Origin of the sequence: Salinimonas sediminis (assembly GCF_003429285.1) — a bacterium.
Taxonomy (GTDB): domain Bacteria; phylum Pseudomonadota; class Gammaproteobacteria; order Enterobacterales; family Alteromonadaceae; genus Alteromonas; species Alteromonas indica.
The window spans coordinates 3,941,623-3,961,173 of record NZ_CP031769.1; the positions used below are offsets into that span (position 1 = coordinate 3,941,623).

The 19,551-nt window shown below is 48.6% G+C and carries 13 protein-coding genes; 3 read left to right on the top strand and 10 right to left on the bottom strand.

Annotated features, from left to right (window positions below; genetic code table 11):
* Positions 1-218 precede the first annotated feature (218 nt).
* Entirely contained in the window at positions 219-935 is a 717-nt protein-coding gene (locus D0Y50_RS17350) for an EAL domain-containing protein (RefSeq protein WP_117318192.1), read from the top strand.
* On the opposite strand, the gene trmB is transcribed toward D0Y50_RS17350, so the two are convergent.
* Genes trmB through D0Y50_RS17365 form a run of 3 tightly spaced genes read right to left on the bottom strand, consistent with a single transcriptional unit; the run spans position 932 to position 3,318 of the window.
* Complete coding sequence (trmB, locus tag D0Y50_RS17355) at positions 932-1,612, bottom strand: tRNA (guanine(46)-N(7))-methyltransferase TrmB (protein WP_117318194.1); 681 nt, start codon at positions 1,610-1,612, stop codon at positions 932-934. The genes D0Y50_RS17350 and trmB overlap by 4 nt on opposite strands.
* 1 nt (position 1,613) lies before the next feature.
* Positions 1,614-2,387, bottom strand: coding sequence for an ABC transporter permease (locus D0Y50_RS17360; protein ID WP_108568926.1), 774 nt, complete (start codon positions 2,385-2,387; stop codon positions 1,614-1,616).
* The gene (locus D0Y50_RS17365; RefSeq protein WP_108568927.1) at positions 2,380-3,318 is read right to left on the bottom strand and encodes an ABC transporter ATP-binding protein; all 939 of its coding nucleotides are present in this window, start codon (positions 3,316-3,318) and stop codon (positions 2,380-2,382) included. Before D0Y50_RS17365 ends, D0Y50_RS17360 begins: the two co-directional genes overlap by 8 nt.
* A 673-nt stretch (positions 3,319-3,991) precedes the next feature.
* Here D0Y50_RS17365 and pdsR point away from each other — a divergent pair.
* Entirely contained in the window at positions 3,992-4,681 is a 690-nt protein-coding gene (pdsR, locus tag D0Y50_RS17370; RefSeq protein ID WP_108568928.1) for a proteobacterial dedicated sortase system response regulator, read from the top strand.
* A gap of 5 nt (positions 4,682-4,686) precedes the next feature.
* Positions 4,687-6,858, top strand: a complete 2,172-nt coding sequence (gene pdsS, locus D0Y50_RS17375) for a proteobacterial dedicated sortase system histidine kinase (protein WP_117318836.1) — start codon at positions 4,687-4,689, stop codon at positions 6,856-6,858.
* Here pdsS and D0Y50_RS17380 read toward each other — a convergent pair.
* The 7 genes from D0Y50_RS17380 to rpoC all read right to left on the bottom strand — a co-directional run bounded on the left by D0Y50_RS17380 (position 6,848) and on the right by rpoC (position 19,506).
* On the bottom strand, positions 6,848-7,927 hold the full coding sequence (locus tag D0Y50_RS17380; RefSeq protein WP_117318196.1) for a CNNM domain-containing protein: 1,080 nt from the start codon (positions 7,925-7,927) through the stop codon (positions 6,848-6,850). The two genes, pdsS and D0Y50_RS17380, sit on opposite strands and share 11 nt — an antisense overlap.
* A gap of 165 nt (positions 7,928-8,092) precedes the next feature.
* Entirely contained in the window at positions 8,093-9,769 is a 1,677-nt protein-coding gene (locus D0Y50_RS17385; RefSeq protein WP_117318198.1) for a carbon starvation CstA family protein, read from the bottom strand.
* A gap of 957 nt (positions 9,770-10,726) precedes the next feature.
* Positions 10,727-11,911, bottom strand: a complete 1,185-nt coding sequence (gene tuf / locus D0Y50_RS17390; protein WP_117318200.1) for an elongation factor Tu — start codon at positions 11,909-11,911, stop codon at positions 10,727-10,729.
* Between the two features lie 61 nt (positions 11,912-11,972).
* On the bottom strand, positions 11,973-14,075 hold the full coding sequence (gene fusA, locus D0Y50_RS17395) for an elongation factor G (protein WP_108566836.1): 2,103 nt from the start codon (positions 14,073-14,075) through the stop codon (positions 11,973-11,975).
* 38 nt (positions 14,076-14,113) lie between these two features.
* Positions 14,114-14,584: a 30S ribosomal protein S7 gene (rpsG, locus tag D0Y50_RS17400; RefSeq protein WP_108566835.1), complete on the bottom strand. Its 471-nt coding sequence runs from the start codon at positions 14,582-14,584 to the stop codon at positions 14,114-14,116.
* Between the two features lie 75 nt (positions 14,585-14,659).
* Positions 14,660-15,034 carry a 30S ribosomal protein S12 gene (gene rpsL / locus D0Y50_RS17405; RefSeq protein WP_018984244.1) on the bottom strand — a complete coding sequence of 125 codons (375 nt, stop codon included), beginning with the start codon at positions 15,032-15,034 and terminating at the stop codon, positions 14,660-14,662.
* Between the two features lie 293 nt (positions 15,035-15,327).
* On the bottom strand, positions 15,328-19,506 hold the full coding sequence (gene rpoC, locus D0Y50_RS17410; RefSeq protein ID WP_108566834.1) for a DNA-directed RNA polymerase subunit beta': 4,179 nt from the start codon (positions 19,504-19,506) through the stop codon (positions 15,328-15,330).
* Between the last annotated feature and the right edge of the window lie 45 nt (positions 19,507-19,551).

Sequence of the window (19,551 nt, forward strand, 5' to 3'; positions counted from 1 at the left end):
GCCTGCTGAAAACTTAGCAGAACCAATACAAAGGAGCGGAACTTTACCCCATAATAGCACTCAGGCCAAGTTGTGCAGACCGCTGAGCGCTATTATTCTATTTATAGCTGGCATAAGTATTTTTTATTAAGCCATTTTTTTCGCCGGTAATGCCATCATGCATTGGCTTTAAACACAGCTCTGTTATATTGAGGCTGTGATGGAAAAGGAAACCAACCATGCCGATACGAGAAATAACAGACCCTTTTCGGCTGGAAGACATTGTCCCTTATTTTCAGCCTATTGTCGATTTACGCACCGACCGCGTATGGCGCTATGAGTGCCTAGCGCGGCTGGTGACGGAACCGGAAAAGGTTTATTTGCCGAATGAATTTCTGTATCTGGTGGAGCGGCACAATCATGTCCAGCAGTTAACCGAGACAATGTTTGCCCAGTGCGCCAAATTTTTTGCCAATAAAAACCTGAGCTGGAATATCAACCTGGATTTGGCTGATCTGCACAATCCGGCTTTACTTAGCTTTTTCTCGCAGCAGCTGTCAGCCTATTGCAATCCGGGGCGGGTGTGTGTGGAAGTTAGCGCGCAATCTGCTATTTCGGATCTCGCACAGTTTGGGGCGTTTGTCGACGCAATCCAGCCTTCAGGTATTGGGGTGTTTGTGGATAATGTGGGCCGTGTACCCGGGAATATTAAACGTTTGCTTGAGCTTCCCTTACGCGGGATAAAACTTGACGGAGGATTACTCCGTCATTATCAAACCACGCCCGCGGTACAGGAGTTTATCAGCTATGTGTGCGAACAGGCGCACGAGCAGCGTATCAGCGTTGTGGCAGAACAGGTTGAAGATCTCGATATACTGGAGATTGTGCATCATCTACCGATAGATTATGCACAAGGTTTTGTTTTCAGTACGCCGAAGCCCACCCTGGCCGACTAAGCATCAACCTCATCAGCCCGGCAGACCAGTTCCCAGCAGGTCTGCCCGCTGTCCTGATATTTTCGTTCAAATGGCGTGAATGCCTGACCATCACTTACCTGATGCAGATTGCTAGCAACCCCATAATGTTGCGCTGCCTGGGCAAACTCCAGCAAATAAATAAGCCAGTTACTGCGCACCCGTACATTAGGCGTTAAGGCCATTAAATCGACAAACGCTGCACATGCGTGCCAGCGTTTTTGTACCTGAGCGGGTTTCGGGTACGGATTAGGGTACAATAAATAATGGGCTGAAACCGGCCAGTGATGCTGGGCAATCAATCGCCAAAAGTCATTTACGTCGGCCCGTATAACGCAATAATTGCTAGCCTGCTGTTGATAATGACTATGCTTGCTAAGCCGCGCCTGGGACTTATCCAGACCAATCACTTTTGCTTTGGGGTTCGCCATAGCCAGCCGTGCTGTGCTCTCGCCTACCCCACAGCATGAATCTATAATAATCTCTCCCGACCAGTCGCCCAGCCAGTCACAGGCTCGCTGAAAAGCCTCCCGGGTATGGGCACTGACAGGCCGCTGATTAGTGGCGTGTTGATAGCGTTTTACGAGCGCATCCAGCTTTTCGTGAACCTGGGTTTGGGTAGTGGATATGCTTCTGGCGCTAGAGTGCTGATCGCTCATCTTAACTACGTATCCCCCGCCCGGTTTTAAGCAGGTAGGTGGCCAGCGTAAACAAAACAATATTAAACACTACCAACACGCTTAGCGAGACTGCAATGTCGACATCTGAAACCCCTAAGAAACCATATCTGAAGCCATTCACCATATAAACAATGGGGTTAGCTTTGCTGACTATTTGCCAGAATTCAGGCAGTAGACTCAGTGAATAGAAAACGCCGCCTAAATAGGTTAACGGAGTGAGCACGAACGTCGGCACTACGCTAATGTCGTCAAAACTTTTGGCGAAGATAGCGTTAATCAAGCCCGCTGTGGCGAATAAAATGGAGGTTAATAATACCGTAAGTACTATGACCCCAATATGATGGAACTGAACATTCACAAAAAACAGCGACACTAATGTGACAATGATACCAATCAGCATAGCCCGCGCCACACCGCCACCCACGAACCCGGCAATGATGACCCAGGTCGGTACAGGAGCCACCATCATCTCTTCAATATTGCGCTGAAATTTGGCGCTAAAAAAGGAGGATGAGACATTTGAATATGAGTTTGTGATCACCGACATCATAATAAGGCCCGGCACGATGAATTCGATATAGGTGAACCCACCCATCTGGCCAATCCGATCGCCTATCAAATTACCAAAAATCACAAAGTACAAACTCATGGTAATAGCGGGTGGCACCAATGTTTGAATCCAGATGCGCAAAAAGCGGGTGCACTCTTTAATCCAGATGGTATTTAGCGCTACCCAGTTGTTTTGTTTATGCATTCGTTACTGCCTCTTGCTGTGCCCGGCCCGACTCCACCAGCCTGACAAATAATTCTTCTAAGCGATTCGCCTTATTACGCATGCTAAGCACTTGAAAACCCTGTTCAGTCAGTTGGGTAAATACGGGGTTCAACCCTTCCTGCTTTTCGACATCGACTTCCAGCGTGTGCGTATCAATTACACGGTGTTCGAAGCCCCGCAGAATGGGGGTACGGTCGCTATGTGCCAAATCAAGGACGAAAGTTTCGGTACTTAGCTTTGATAGTAAGGCTCGCATGGAGGTGTGCTCCACAATAATCCCCTTATCAATAATGGCGATATTGCGACAAAGCATTTCCGCTTCTTCAAGATAATGAGTGGTCAGAATAATCGTAATACCCTGTTCATTTATCTCTTTCAAAAAGGTCCACATTGACCGGCGGATTTCAATATCGACACCGGCAGTGGGCTCATCCAGTATGAGTAATTTTGGTTCATGCATGAGCGCCCGGGCAATCATTAAGCGACGTTTCATACCGCCCGATAATTCGCGGGCCCGGGCATCCCGTTTTTCCCATAAATCCAGTTGGGCCAGGTATTTTTTCGCCCGCGCTTTCGCTTCGCCGCGCGGCACGCCGTAATAGCCTGCCTGATTAAGCACAATCTGCAAGACCGTTTCAAACTGATTGAAGTTAAATTCCTGCGGTACTAACCCGATGCATGCTTTGGCAGCATCTATCTGGCTGGCAAGATCATACCCAAAGACTTTAACCGAACCTTCAGAAGCATTTACCAACGAACTAATAATGCCAATTGTGGTCGATTTGCCTGCACCATTGGGGCCCAGAAGGGCAAAAAAATCCCCTTCGTCTACCTCAAGGTCCAGACCTTTGAGGGCCTGAACACCCCCTTTATAGGTTTTCCGCAGTCCGGAAATATCCAATGCTTTCATGCTATAGCCTGTATTAATGAAGGGCAGTAATTGTTCAACCAGAATAGGAATTGGTTAACTGCTGCGGTTAACACGCTGGCATAATCGTAAACGCCAAAACGTACAGTAAGTATGAACAAAATCGGGTAAATCAAGTTACCCGCGATTTCCTCAGGGGCGTAGGATAACAAATCCCAAGGGCTGTGTGAGCAGCTTATCGCTAAACAAATGTAACTATGCGATAACCTTTTTGCACAAACGCACACCGGCCTCAGGGTACCTGGCTCAGCATTATTCATTATTCGCAGAAATAAGGCATTACGCGGTGCTGCAATTCCAGATTTACCGTCAGAATCGGCCGCCCGCAGGCGCAGTTAAAAACAGTTGAAAGTAAGTATTCGCTTATACTGCAGCCTCGATAAACCGGCCCGCTGCTTAGTAGCTGGTTGGGCGGCTGCCTATATCACCGCGACCCACCCTGCCAGATAGAGCGCAGCCCACGCTATGACCGGATAATTCACCATCGCGTCCACGGCGATACCAGGCTCACTTTTGCTGCGGCGCATCACCCTAGCTGCGTCACTGGCCGCAATAGTGGCGAAATTGTGGCGCAGTGGGGGATTTTCAGGCGCAGTTATCCTGCGGTGGATATAGTTGTGTATAGTAGCCATTTTGAAAACACACTGAGACAGGTATGCCCAGAACAATTGCATTGGTAGAAGATGATGCGGCCATTCGGGAAAATTACACTCTGGCGCTACAGGCCCAGGGTTATCAGGTTCAGGCTTACGCCGATCGCCCACGTGCAGCCGCCGCCTTTGATACCGCGCTACCTGACCTGGCGATCATTGATATTGGACTGGTCGATGAAATGGAAGGCGGCTTTAAGCTTTGCCAGCAGTTACGACAGCTTTCACAAACCTTGCCAATTATCTTTTTCACCGCACGCGACAATGATGTTGATACCATCAGTGGGTTACGCATGGGCGCGGATGACTATCTCACTAAAGACATTAGCATGGCCCATCTGTTGGCCCGTATTGCCGCGCTTTTCAGACGTACCGACTTACTCGCCTTACCGCAACAACAAAGCGAACAGATACGGCTTGGCGAACTACTAGTGGATATTAGCCGTATGACCGTGACCTGGCGGCTGCAACCTGTTGCGCTGACAGTGACAGAATTTTGGATGCTGCATGCGTTAATACGTCGGCCGGGCCACGTGAAAAGCCGCCAGCAACTAATGGATGAGTCGCAAATGGTGGTAGATGACACCACTATTACCTCGCATATTAAACGGATTCGTAAGAAATTTGTGCAGCTTGATAATGACTTTGAGCATATCGATACTGTCTATGGCATAGGCTATCGCTGGCAGGGATAAATGTGTTGTCATTACGGTTTTCTCTACGTTTACAGCTGTTATTGCTGTCTCTGTTCTTATTTACCATCCCGTGGTTGGGCTATAAGTATGTATGGGAGCTTGAGCAATACCTACGCGCCGGGCAGGAACAGACCCTGATTGGTACCGCGCGTTCGGTCGCGACCGCCTTACACGAACGCCCCGCGCTGTTTGACAGCCAAAGTGCCTATCTCAAAGATGTGCGTCCCGGTACCGACCTGTATGCTCCGCAAATGGCCACGCCAATCAGACTGGACGGCAAACTGGACGACTGGCAAGCCGTCGCCCACCTAGCCCGCCATTATAGTGGTGCCCAGGTGGTAACCTGGTTCGGCAATACTATGCCATTTATGCAGGTCAGCTTAGCGTTTGATCATATGGTAGGCCGCTATGGAGAATATTTGTATGCGCAATTCACGGTATCCGACGATGCACTGGTGTGGCGTCAGCAAAACAGCCTGGCGGTGGATAATAGTGACCACTTACTAATAGGCGTTACTGATGCCCAGGGGCATTTTCAGCGCTTTATTATATCGCCCTACCAACCTGGTTGGATCAATGCTTACCGACTCACTGACGACCCCACTCAATACCGGGCGGCGGACAACGAATTACGGATCCAGGGTCACTGGCAGGTTACCCCGGCTGGCTATAATATAGAATTGCGCTTTCCCTTAACTATGACAGCCGGTTCCTTAGCGTTTGCATTAGTCGATGTGGATGATGCTGCGAAGCCGGTAAAGCGCTATGCAATAGGCACAGCTAACCCTAATAGTGCCAGCGGCCTTGGCACAGTGGTCACTCCATCGCCGGAAATTGAACGAATTCTTAGCGGCTTAAAATATGCCGACTCACGGGTATGGGTAGTTGATCGGCACAAACGGGTACTGGCCAAAGCCGGTGATATTCTATCGGCTTCGGGGTTCAGCTCGGCGCCGGCCAGGCCCCCACAGGAAGGTTGGTGGGGGTATCTTGAACGCCACTGGCTATTGCCTTTGTATTACCATATTTTAACCCGCCCGCCGGCCGACTTTGTAGACGAACTGGAAGGCGCCTATGCTCTGGCCGGCCAAGACATTAATGGCGCATTGCATGGCTCCCCGCGCTCTTTATGGCGGCTCACCCCTGACAATAAGGCTGTGATCTTATCAGCCGCCTATCCTATTTATATAGATGGACAGGTTATGGGAGCCGTGGTGGTAGAGCAAACTACCAATGGTATACGGACCTTGCGCAATCGCGCGCTAGAACAGTTGTTTCATGTCATTCTGGCGGTGATGTTGTTAGGCACCACTGGCCTGCTGCTATTTGCCAGTCTGATTTCCTCACGTATTCGCGCCCTGCGTGATGCTACTGAAGCAGTGATAGATGATAATGGTAAGATTATCGGTGGGCTGCCCCAGCGCGCACGCTTCGATGAAATTGGTGATCTCAACCAGGCTTTTGCCGATGTGTTACAACGGCTACAACAGTACAACTCTTACTTGGAGAACATGGCATCGCGTTTATCGCATGAATTGCGTACGCCGGTTGCGGTAGTGCGCAGCTCTCTTGATATGCTTGAGCACTGTGAGGATGAGTTTGCCAGACAACAGTTTGTGTCACGCGCCCAGTCTGGCCTTACCCGGTTGAGTAAAATTCTGAATAGCATGAGCGAAGCCACCAGGCTGGAACAGGCCTTCGCGCAGGAAGCCGCAGAAACGTTTAATGTCAGCGAGGTTATTACAGGTTGTATGGAAAGCTATCGGCATACCTATCCGGATCGTCGGTTTGACCTTCAGCTATGTTCCAGGAGCGCTTACGCTACGGGGGCGCCGGACCGGTTTGCTCAAATGCTCGATAAGATTATTACCAATGCCATAGAGTTTAGCCAGGCTGATTCGGTGATTATGGTGTGTAGCAAGCTTGAGACGCGCCACCTGGTATTAACTGTGACTAATCATGGTTCGCAGTTACCCGAAGGGATGCAGGACCAGCTATTGCAGTCGATGGTCTCAGTACGGACCAAAGAGACCTCAGCGGCGCATACCGTGCATCTGGGATTAGGCTTGTATATTGCCAATATGATAGCGACATATCACAAAGGCCAGTTAACCATAGCTAACGCCACGCAAGCCCACGCAGTAGTGGTAACCTTAAAGTTGCCCGTTAGCTATTAGCAGGCGGCGTAGTATCCGAGCCTGCGCTGTTTTTGGTCAAGGTGCGCATACGCCGTTTCGCCATCATATGGGCGAAGCGCCGCATACTCACGGTAGTGTCTTTTTCATCCACAATATCCACCCCCAGCAAATTCTCCAGCAAATCTTCCAGGGTGATAATGCCTTCAAGACCACCATACTCATCAACCACCAACAACATGTGTACCCGCTTATGTAAAAACTGATTCAGTATGCCTGGCAGGGGCATACTTGAAAGTACAGTGACCATGGTGATTCGAAGCTCTTTAAGCTGGCGCTGCCCCTCGCCCTTGGCCTGAGCCAGTAAAAGGTCTGAACGTAATACAAACCCTGTAATACTCTCTGAATCAGAGCTTTCATAAACCGGAATACGTGAATATTCGATAGACGCATGCTCATTGAAAAAGGCTTCCACCGTGGTCTCTTCGCACACCGAAAACATCACAGTGCGATGCGTCATGGCATCTTTTATTTTGAGCTCATGCATTCCCAGCAAACTTTGCATCAGTGCAGCCTCTTGCTGCGCCAGTTGTCCTTCCTGACCAGATAGTTCGGCCATCGCGTGTAATTCGCTACGACTCAGGCCCCTTAGCGGGCTTTCTTCTTTAAAGCCACTGGTCAGTTTTTCAGACATCAACACAAAGGGGTACAAAATCAGCGTCAGATACTTCAAAAAATACGCGGTGGCAGGCGCCAGGGCCCGCCAGAAGGTCGCGCCCAATGTTTTAGGAATAATTTCGGAAAAAACCAGAATAAGTAACGTGAGGATGGCTGAAATCACACCCAGGTACGCATCCCCAAAAACGACCGCAGCCTGCGCCCCGGCCCCTGCTGCGCCCATGGTATGCGCAATGGTATTCAGGGTTAAAATTGCCGATAGCGGCTTGTTGATATTTTCGGTTTGCTTACGAAGTAGTTCGCCTGCCGGGCGCTGCTGTTTTTCGAGCACCGAGATAAAGGCGGAAGAAACGCTGAGTATAACGGCCTCGGCAATACTGCACAGGAACGAAAAACCCAACGCAATCATCACATATACGATTAATAAAAACATGTACCCTTTAGCCTGCAACCTGATTTCCAGTATCTATTATGAAGATGCCTGCGTCAGTTACAAGGGGAAAGCCGTAAACCTGAAGATTCGTTGTGAACAGTATGCCTGCCCCGGCCGGGGCAGGCAGATAATCGCAGCCTGACTGGTCTGCATTATTTCGTTAGATTAACTGTTTTTACTACCGTTTTTCCTAAACCGCGAGATCACGGCCCAGGCTTCAAGCATAACCAGTACGCTGACTATCAACACCACTGCATCTAAGAATACCAGCAAGTAGTTCTGCGCCAGATAATATTCTTTTAGTTTAATTACACCGGCGAAAAAGGCCATTACCAGAACAAAGGTCATCGGAATGAGGGTGAACTTGGCTGGCCGACCCATCTTAATGAGCATCACAGAGATAACCAGCAGCGTCAGACTAGCCAGAATTTGGTTTGTGGAACCAAACAGGGGCCAGATAATCATGCCGCCAGAACCTGATGCGCCACCTGCGCCAAAGGCAAGTAACAAACATGTCCCTACCGCAACCAGGGTGGCTACTATACCGTTTTTCAATATACCCAGATTATAGATATCGCCCCATTCCTGAATAATATAGCGCTGTAAGCGTACACCCGAGTCCATCGTAGTACCGGCAAAAAGTACCACCATTACCGCTAAAATAGTTGAAGCGAACTCAACCGATAAACCCCAGCCGCCGGCTATCAGGTTGGCGCCACCGGTGATAAACGCATCTACGCTGCCTGCGCCAAGGTGGCTGTATACCTCGTGCCATTCTTCAGGTGATGCGGCCATCATGACACCCGATACCGCAACAATCGTGATCAGCGCCAGTGTGCCTTCCCCTACCGCGCCAAGATACCCAACAAAACGCACATCGGTTTCTTTGTTCAGTTGCTTAGAGCTGGTCCCTGAAGCCACAATACCGTGAAAACCTGAGACCGCCCCGCAGGCAATAGTCACGAATAACAATGGAATAATACTGGGTGAATCTACTGCGGTTTGCGTGTTAAATGCAGGAGCCGTGATATCAGGCATAGACACAAATACCGCGCCGTATAACAGCAGTAATCCTACAATTAGCTGCATCCCATTGATAAAGTCACGGGGCTGCAACAGCATCCATACCGGTAGCAACGAGGCAATAGCAGCATAAATAAACAGGATAATAATCCAATTGGCTTTGTCGGCCAGGCCAAACAGTGTTTCAGGCAGTGAAATAGGAATATAGCTACCGGCATATACTGAAGCATACAGCACAATAATACCGACAATACACATGGGGATGAGGCTGAAGTTACGCTTCAGCAACTGCCCTATAATCAGGGCAACAGCTATCGCGGCCCACGCCGGGAATACTGCGTTAGGCTGCGCCACAAAGGAGTTAGCTATAACCATCCCGAATACCGCATTAACCATCAGCAGCACTAAAAAGATAACAATCATGAACAATGAGCGGGTCCGCTTGCCGATGACTGATTCAGACAACGCGCCCATAGACTTACCTTTATGCCGCGTACTTGCCCATAATGCGCCCATGTCGTGAACACCAGCGAAAAAGATAGTACCTAACACTACCCATAACACCGCAGGCACCCAGCCCCAGTAAACCGCAATGGCCGGCCCGACAATCGGCGCGGCCCCCGCGACCGAGGTAAAATGGTGCCCCCACAGCACGACTTTGTTAGTCGGCACGTAGTCTTTACCGTCATTAAGCTCATGGGCGGGGGTTACAAAGTTATCATCGAGTTTGAATATCTTGGTGGCGATAAATTTCGAGTAGACAAACCACCCGATGATCATCCCCACGATACCCAGCAGAACGATTAAAATTGATTGCATAGAGTAATCCTGATCACGAAAGCACTTCGTTGTTATCGTTTATAGTCGTCAGATAACACAATACCGTACCCGGGCGGTACGACAACGTATATTGTTAGTTATTATCGGCTAACCCGTAAGTATCATGTTACAACCTTGGTCAGCGTATTATACGGTGATGTGAATCGCAAATTCGCCGTTGGTAAGACTAAAGTCTAACGTAATACGCCATCTACAAGAAAGAAACTTGTTATTTACATCCTCATTTTTGTTCTACCTTCCTGCCATTGCACGAAAAAGCCAACTATCGCCGTTATAACAGCCGGTAATTGCACACCATTTTGGCTCGTGCATTCCCCACCCGATAGCTGCGTAAAAAATTTAAAGGGATAAATATAGCCAACAGAAATGGCCGCAGAGCGTCGTTAGATACGCAGCTTGCGTCTGGTGCCGATAATTAAATGCGATAGCAAAGCAGGTGAGGGAATGCCCTCACGGTAACCGTGTGTGCATAAGGCTGATAATTGCGAATAGGGGGAAAGAAACAGGCTGTGGGATGGATAGATAATTAGGCTGAGAGTTCGGGTAACGGCTGGGCTTTAAACTGGGTATATAAGTCCGTCCTCTGCAGACACCTGGGTTAACCTCGCAGGTTCGTTAACACCTGTTATCGCGCGCAGGTGGCAATTTGCCAGGCTAAATTAAGCGTAAGCGCTTGAGCACTCGAGGGCTGCTAATAAAGGGAAGTTAATAAACTACTGGTATTTTATTGCTATGAGTCGAGTAAATAGGCAATGTTAAAGCGAGAGACATTGTCTTGGGGCCTGCTTAGGCCTAGCGCGGTAAGAGATAATGAAAAGGGTTGAACACGATAAATAAGATGCGCCCCAGGCATTCGCCGGATTATCCTATATCCATCGACCAAACATAAAAAAGGCCGCTTGCGCGACCTTTTCGTTGTACTCATGTAGCTAAAGATTAAGCAATAATCTTAGAAACAACACCAGCACCTACTGTACGACCACCTTCACGGATTGCAAAGCGCAGACCTTCGTCCATCGCGATAGGAGCAATCAGTTCTACTACGAACTTCAGGTTGTCACCAGGCATTACCATTTCTACGCCTTCTGGCAGCTCTACAGCACCAGTTACGTCAGTTGTACGGAAGTAAAACTGTGGACGGTAACCTTTAAAGAATGGCGTATGACGGCCACCTTCATCTTTACCTAGTACGTATACTTCAGCTTCAAACTTAGTATGCGGCGTGATAGAGCCTGGCTTCGCCAGTACCTGACCACGTTCAACTTCGTCACGCTTAGTACCACGCAGAAGAACACCTACGTTCTCACCCGCACGGCCTTCGTCTAGAAGCTTACGGAACATCTCAACACCAGTACAAGTAGTCTTGGTAGTATCTTTCATACCAATGATTTCTACTTCGTCACCAACTTTGATGATGCCCTGCTCAACACGACCCGTTACAACAGTACCACGGCCTGAGATTGAGAATACGTCTTCGATAGGCAGAATGAACGGCTTGTCGATTGCACGCTCTGGCTCTGGAATATAAGAATCCAGTGCTTCGCCCAGCTCAACGATTTTCTTTTCCCACTCTTCTTCACCTTCCAGTGCTTTCAGGGCAGAACCCTTGATCACTGGCAGGTCGTCGCCTGGGAATTCATATTCGTTAAGAAGTTCACGTACTTCCATTTCTACCAGTTCAAGCAGCTCTTCATCGTCAACCATGTCACATTTGTTCATGAACACGATTACGTAAGGAACGCCAACCTGACGACCTAGCAGGATGTGCTCACGCGTCTGCGGCATAGGGCCGTCAGTTGCAGCAACAACCAGAATTGCACCGTCCATCTGAGCAGCACCGGTGATCATGTTTTTAACATAGTCAGCGTGTCCTGGGCAGTCTACGTGTGCGTAGTGACGGCTAGGTGTGTCATATTCTACGTGTGAGGTAGAAATGGTGATACCACGGGCTTTTTCTTCAGGCGCGTTATCGATCATATCGAAAGCGCGTGCTGAACCACCGTAAGTTTTCGCCAGAACTGTAGTGATAGCTGCAGTCAGAGTGGTTTTACCGTGGTCAACGTGGCCGATTGTACCCACGTTTACATGGGGTTTCGTACGTTCAAACTTTTCTTTTGCCATTTTCCTCGTTTCCTAAGTTAAAAGTCCGACCGTTATGACCGGACCGAACCTTCATTTAGATTTAACTTCTAGCGTTAATTATTGCCTGCGCAACGTTGCTAGGCGCTTCAGAATAATTGAAGAACTCCATTGAGTATGAAGCACGACCCTGCGTTTGTGAACGCAAGTCGGTCGCATACCCAAACATTTCAGAAAGCGGCACTTTTGCGCGAACTATTTTTACGCCGGCTACACCTTCATCCATACCCTCGATCATGCCGCGGCGACGATTAAGGTCGCCTACAACATCACCCATCCAGTCTTCCGGAGTTGTGACTTCAACTTTCATTGTGGGTTCAAGCAACACCGGATTTGCTTCCGCGGCGCCTTTTTTGAATCCCATAGAGCCGGCGATCTTAAACGCCATTTCAGAAGAATCAACATCGTGGTAAGAACCATCGAACAGCGTTACCTTGATATCAAGTACCGGGTACCCTGCGACTACACCACTTTGCAACTGCTCCTGAATGCCCTTATCAACCGCTGGAATGAATTCCTTAGGAACCGCACCACCTACGATGTTATTTACGAACTCGTAACCAGCACCTTCTTCCTGCGGCTCTATTCTCAGCCAGACATGACCAAACTGGCCACGACCACCTGACTGACGAACAAACTTTCCTTCAGCTTCCACAGACTTGCGAATCGTTTCACGATACGCTACCTGCGGGTTACCAACGTTACATTCTACCTTAAATTCACGCTTCATGCGGTCGACAATGATATCGAGGTGAAGTTCACCCATGCCAGAGATTATCGTCTGGCCGGTTTCATCGTCTGTTTTAACCCGGAACGACGGATCTTCAGCAGCCAGTTTATTCAGGGCAATGCCCATTTTTTCCTGGTCTGCCTGAGACTTAGGTTCAACCGCAATAGAGATTACCGGATCGGGAAACTCCATACGCTCCAACGTAATAACGTGATTAGGGTCGCAAAGCGTGTCACCCGTAGTGACATCTTTCAGGCCAATTGCGGCAGCAATATCACCGGCCCGAACTTCTTTCAGTTCTTCACGGTCTTTTGCATGCATTTGTACAATTCGGCCAAAGCGTTCGCGCTTACCTTTCACCGGGTTAAATACCGTATCACCGGTACGTACTACCCCAGAATAACAACGGAAGAATGTCAGCGTACCTACAAACGGGTCGGTGGCAATCTTAAAGGCCAATGCTGAGAACGGTTGATCGTCATCAGCCTGACGCTTCTCTTCGGTTTCGTGCTTATCATCAAGCACCCCGGTGATTGCCTTGACTTCGGTAGGTGACGGCAGATATTCAATAACTGCATCCAGTACAGCCTGCACACCTTTGTTCTTAAATGCACTGCCACAGGCAGCCAGAACAATCTCGTTATTCAGGGTCCGAATACGTAAGCCCTGACGAATTTCATCTTCGGTCAGCTCTTCGCCTTCCAAATATTTGTTCATCAGCTCGTCAGAGGCTTCAGCCGCAGCTTCCACCATTTCTGTACGATACTTTTGAGCTTTTTCTACATATTCTTGTGGAATCTCTTCGTAAACAAAGGTCATACCCATGTCTTCAGAGTTCCAGTTTATCGACTTCATTTTCAGCAAGTCGATGACGCCGCGGAAATTTTCCTCAGCGCCGATGTTCAGTTGAATCGGTATGCAGGTAGCGCCTAAACGCTTTTTGATTTGACCTACGACCCGTTCAAAATCCGCACCGGCCCGGTCCATCTTATTGACGAACACCAAGCGCGGTACTTCATATTTATCAGCCTGCCGCCAGACTGTTTCTGATTGAGGCTCCACACCGGAAGATCCACAAAAAACAACAACCGCCCCGTCAAGTACACGTAATGAACGTTCTACCTCAATGGTAAAGTCCACGTGGCCAGGGGTGTCGATAATGTTGATTCGGTGCTGTTCATGTTGCTGGTTCATCCCAGCCCAAAAACAGGTCGTCGCGGCAGAAGTGATAGTAATACCACGTTCCTGCTCTTGCTCCATCCAGTCCATAGTGGCGGCGCCATCATGCACTTCACCAATCTTGTGGGAAAGCCCTGTATAAAACAGAACACGCTCCGTAGTGGTGGTTTTACCCGCATCTACGTGCGCCACAATACCAATATTACGATATCGTTCAATTGGGGTCTTACGAGGCATACGTCTCTCTCAGTTGATCGTTAAAAAAATTAACGATATTACCAGCGGTAATGGGCGAACGCTTTGTTCGCTTCGGCCATACGGTGCACGTCTTCACGCTTCTTAACCGCAGAACCTTTGTTATCAGCTGCATCCAGCATTTCAGCTGCTAGGCGTTGTGACATAGACTTTTCGCCACGCTTACGTGATGCGTCTACCAACCAACGCATACCCAGTGCATTACGACGAACCGGACGAACTTCTACTGGAACCTGGTAGGTAGAACCACCTACGCGGCGAGATTTAACCTCTACAGTAGGACGAATGTTGTCCAGTGCATCTTCAAATACTTCCAGGTGTGGCTTGCCGGTTTTTTCAGCAACAATATCTAACGCACCGTAAACGATTTTTTCAGCAATTGACTTCTTGCCGTCGAGCATTACGACATTCATGAACTTGGCAAGCAGCTGTGACTTAAATTTTGGTTCAGGTAGGATCTTACGTTGACCTACGACTCTTCTTCTTGGCATATCAATTCTCCGTGGAATTCAGGGTTTACCCAAAACTCGGTTTACTTCTAGTTTGGCCTTACTAACGGAGAACCGTTATGACTTAGGCTTCTTCGCGCCGTATTTAGAACGGGCTTGGCGACGATCGTTTACACCTGCGCAGTCTAATGTACCGCGTACTGTGTGGTAACGAACACCTGGCAGATCTTTAACACGACCGCCACGAATCAGTACAACACTGTGTTCTTGCAGGTTATGGCCTTCACCACCGATGTATGAAGAAACTTCAAAACCGTTGGTTAGACGCACACGACATACTTTGCGCAGTGCAGAGTTTGGTTTCTTAGGCGTAGTGGTATATACACGTGTACATACACCACGTCTTTGTGGGCACGCTTGCAGCGCAGCTACGTTGCTTTTCTCAACGGGCTTTTTGCGCGGCTTACGCACTAACTGGTTAACTGTTGCCATTAACTAGCTCCTAATTAGTAACTACGAAAACCCCAACCTTTTTGTTCGGGCTCATTAATTGCGATTGGCTTGTTTAATCGCACAATTCTGTGCTCGTCAGAATTGCTGTGCTTTGAAACAAAAAAACCGCGCCCTCTTTTGCGTCCTTAAGACTGTCCAAAAATTGGGTCGCGGAATTCTAATGATCAAAGCGTGCAGTGTCAAGGTGTACAAAGGATAACCATAAAGATTAATGATTATCTCTGGCCACCTGACGCTACATTAAAAGGCGACATGTCGCCTTTTAAATCTTTTTACTGGTCAGAAGATGACTCACCGCTCACTTCAGCATTTAGCGCTTCAGTCAGGGCCTGCTCTGCTTCTTCAGCAGATACTGACATCTCTTCCAACGCTGCCTGACGCTTCTGCATCCGACGTTCGTGGTAAGCAAAACCAGTACCGGCAGGAATCAAACGACCCACAATTACGTTTTCTTTAAGACCACGTAAATCGTCTTCTTTACCCTGTACCGCCGCTTCTGTCAGAACCCGTGTGGTCTCCTGGAACGATGCCGCAGAGATAAACGATTCAGTTGACAGTGACGCCTTGGTAATACCCAGTAACTGTGTCTCATACGAAGCAGGCAGTTTGCCCTGACGTTCAAGTTCACGGTTAGCAATTTTCACATTTGCCACCTCAACCTGTTCGCCTTCCAGGAACAGACTGTCGCCTGGTTGAGTAATCAAGCACTTACGCAGCATCTGACGAATAACAACTTCGATGTGCTTATCGTTAATCTTAACACCCTGCAGACGGTAAACTTCCTGTACTTCGTTCACGATGTAGTTAGACACCGCGCTGATACCACGTAAACGTAAGATATCATGTGGAGACTCAGGACCATCGGCGATGACTTCACCACGTTCAACCTGTTCACCTTCGAACACGTTAAGCTGACGCCATTTTGGAATCATCTCTTCGTATTGATCGCCATCTTTAGGTGAAATAACCAGTCGACGTTTACCTTTGGTTTCTTTACCAAAGCCAACCGAACCAGATACTTCAGCCAAAATAGCAGGCTCTTTAGGTTTACGCGCTTCAAACAAGTCAGCAACTCGTGGCAGACCACCGGTAATATCCCGTGTCTTCGAGCTTTCCTGTGGAATCCGCGCCAGTACGTCACCCGCCTGGGCTACCTTACCATCCGCTGATTCAATCGTTGTAAAGCTAGGCAGACGAATTTCCTGCAGACCAATCTCTTCACTTTCCAGAATGATCTTAGGTTCTTTCGAATTCACCTTAGACAGGTCTTTAACCACAACCCGGGTCAAACCAGTCAGTTCGTCCTGCTGCATCTCGGTGTTGGAGTCGTCAATGTCAGCAAAGCTAACTTTAGACGGCCGCTCAACGATGATGGGGTGACTATGCGGGTCCCACGTAGCAACGATGTCGCCAGCGTTAACCTCTGCACCTTCATCAACCGATAATACCGCGCCGTAAGGCACTTTATAGCGCTCTTTCTCACGACCATGGGTATCAGTGATCGTCAACTCAGTAGAGCGCGATACGATAACCATTTTGTTTTCGGTATTGCGCACACTTTTGTTGTTCTGCAACTTCAATGAACCGGCAGTTTTAACCTGAACACTGTTTTCTGCAGAGGCCCGTGATGCCGCCCCACCAATGTGGAACGTCCGCATGGTAAGCTGTGTACCTGGCTCACCGATGGACTGTGCAGCGATAACACCCACAGACTCACCTTTAGCAACCATATGACCACGTGCCAGGTCACGACCGTAACAGTTAGCACATACGCCAAAGTCGTTGTCACAAGTAATAACCGAGCGAACCTGAATCTGGTCGATTGAATGCGCTTCAAGTAAGTCTACTAAGGCTTCATCTAATAGAACATTACGTTCAATCAATACCTCGTCACTACCTGGGATAACGACGTCTTCTGCTACCACACGACCTAGTACACGCTCACGCAATGGCTCAACAACATCACCACCTTCAATCAGCGGAGACATTTTAACACCTTCATAGGTGCCACAGTCGCTGTTAGTAATAACCAAATCTTGCGCAACGTCTACCAGACGACGAGTCAGATAACCCGAGTTAGCAGTTTTCAATGCAGTATCGGCCAAACCTTTACGCGCACCGTGAGTAGAGATGAAGTACTGTAGTACGTTCAGACCTTCACGGAAGTTAGCCGTAATAGGCGTTTCGATGATTGAACCATCTGGTTTCGCCATCAGACCACGCATACCCGCTAACTGACGAATCTGGGCTGCACTACCCCGTGCACCCGAGTCGGCCATCATATAAACAGAGTTAAATGATTGCTGCTCTTCTTCTTCGCCTTTCGCATTCAGAACAATATCTGACTTCAGGTTATCCATCATGGCCTTAGCAACTTTTTCGTTGGCATTTGACCAGATATCGATAACTTTGTTGTAACGCTCACCCGCCGTTACCAGACCGTTCTGGAACTGTTCCTGGATTTCAATAACTTCGGCTTCAGCAGCGTCGATGATTTCTTTCTTCGCTTCCGGAATAACCATGTCATCGATACCCACTGACGCACCGGCAATCATTGCATAATGGAAACCGGTATACATGATTTGGTCAGCAGCAATAACGGTGTCTTTCAGACCCAGCGTACGGTAGCAGGTATTCAGCAAACGTGAGATTTGCTTTTTGCCCATCGCCTGGTTGATAACTTCAAACGGCAGACCTTTTGGCAGAATCAACGAGAAAATAGCCCGGCCAACAGTAGTTTCTGTCAGCGTTACTTTTTCTGTTTTGGTACCGTCTTCAGCAATATCGTATTCGGTGATACGAACCTTAACCCGTGCATGCAATTCAGCAGCATCGGTACGGTATGCTTTTTCAGCTTCGTTCGGGCTGGTAAATACCATGCCTTCACCTTTACCGTTAATTTTATCACGGGTCAGGTAATACAAGCCTAATACAACGTCCTGCGAAGGAACGATGATAGGTTCACCGTTGGCTGGCGACAAGATGTTGTTAGTAGACATCATCAGGGCGCGCGCTTCCAACTGCGCTTCGATTGTCAGCGGTACGTGTACCGCCATTTGGTCACCATCGAAGTCGGCGTTGTAGGCCGCACAAACTAGTGGATGCAACTGAATCGCTTTACCTTCGATAAGGGTCGGTTCAAATGCCTGGATACCCAGTCTGTGAAGTGTTGGTGCACGGTTCAGTAGTACCGGGTGTTCGCGGATAACTTCATCCAATACATCCCATACTTCTGGAGCTTCGCGCTCAACCAGCTTCTTCGCAGCTTTAATCGTAGTGGCTAAACCACGGCCTTCCAACTTGCCATAAATAAACGGCTTGAACAGCTCAAGTGCCATTTTCTTAGGCAGACCACACTGATGCAAACGCAGTGTAGGTCCTACGGTAATAACCGAACGGCCAGAGTAGTCAACACGCTTACCCAGCAGGTTCTGACGGAACCGGCCCTGCTTACCTTTAATCATATCGGCAAGCGACTTAAGCGGACGCTTGTTGGAGCCTGTGATAGCGCGCCCACGTCTGCCGTTGTCCAGCAATGCATCTACTGCTTCCTGCAACATACGCTTTTCGTTACGTACAATGATATCAGGCGCGGCAAGATCAAGCAGACGCTTAAGACGGTTATTACGGTTGATAACCCGGCGGTATAAGTCGTTCAAATCTGAAGTGGCAAAACGGCCACCATCCAGCGGTACAAGTGGGCGCAGGTCTGGCGGTAATACCGGCAGCACTGTCATAATCATCCACTCTGGCTTGTTACCAGACTGCTGGAAAGACTCAAGCAATTTAAGACGCTTAGTGATCTTCTTACGCTTGGTTTCAGAATTGATGCTAGGCAATTCTTCGCGCATTGCAGCAACATCAGCATCAACATCAAGCACTTTCAACAAATCGAATACCGCTTCGGCACCCATTTTGGCGTCGAATTCGTCGCCATTTTCTTCCAGTGCGTCCAGATATTCTTCTTCGTTCAGCAACTGGCTACGCTCAAGCGTGGTCAGTCCTGGCTCTGTCACTACATAAGATTCGAAATACAACACACGCTCGATATCACGCAATGTCATATCCAGCATCAAACCAATACGCGACGGCAATGATTTAAGGAACCAAATATGTGCTACCGGGCTCGCTAGCTCGATATGACCCATACGCTCACGGCGTACTTTAGTCAGGGTAACTTCAACGCCACACTTCTCGCAGATTACGCCGCGATGCTTAAGACGCTTGTACTTACCACACAAACATTCGTAGTCTTTCACCGGACCAAAGATGCGCGCGCAGAACAAGCCGTCACGCTCAGGCTTAAAGGTACGATAGTTTATAGTTTCAGGCTTTTTAACCTCACCGAATGACCACGAGCGGATCATTTCAGGTGATGACAGACCAATTCGAATATTATCGAACTCTTCTGTCTTGTTTTGTTGCTTTAGAAACTTTAATAAGTCTTTCACAATACTCTCCCAGCGGAGTCAGTCTCTATAACCCGACCGGTGAGG